Here is a 579-nt window from a genome sequence, read left to right as displayed (position 1 = left end):
TTTCCTATCCGTTTAGTTCCTCTAAGGCTGGGATAAAGCGGGCGAGTGTCGTTAAAACAAGAGGGAGCGAAAAGGCTTATCAAACTTTTTACAGCTTACGGACAATGAACTTTATCTCTACGGATAATACCGCAGATAAAGATTTTGATCCGATGACCATTTATATTGATGGAGATCACCGCGAAAGGGATATGTATATCGATTTCGGGGGATATCCTTGTGTGACTTATAATAATACTCCGATACAGCGAGCCGGTTTTGATGTACTCACCTCTGACTTAAAATATGTCATAGATAGAAATGGCAATGCGACAGCATTTCAATATGATGATTTTGGTCGTTTATCTACTCTAATTGAAGCAGAGCGTGACGAAGCTTTAAAAAGAACCACCACTTATACTTATTCACCTGATGTAAAAAGATTCCAGACACCGTTAAAGATAGAAAGAAAAGATGAAACTATTGTAAATACCTTAGATAGTAAAGGTCGTGTGACCAGTTCAACGGTTACTAATACCAATGGAGGAGTGACTAAGAGTAAGAAAACTACGTATCAGTATGAAAATGACTTATTGAAAA

1 protein-coding gene is annotated in these 579 nt (G+C 37.5%); it reads left to right on the top strand.

Annotation, left to right across the window (positions count from 1 at the left end):
* Window positions 1-104: 104 nt before the first annotated feature.
* On the top strand, window positions 105-579 hold a 475-nt coding region (locus tag ODQ17_RS19120), incomplete at its 3' end, for a hypothetical protein (RefSeq protein WP_322905646.1).

Origin of the sequence: Acinetobacter sp. IRS14, from assembly GCF_034650275.1 — a bacterium.
Taxonomy (GTDB): domain Bacteria; phylum Pseudomonadota; class Gammaproteobacteria; order Pseudomonadales; family Moraxellaceae; genus Acinetobacter; species Acinetobacter oleivorans.
Note: the sequence above shows the minus strand (reverse complement) of the source record. Positions and strands in the feature narration are given on the sequence as shown.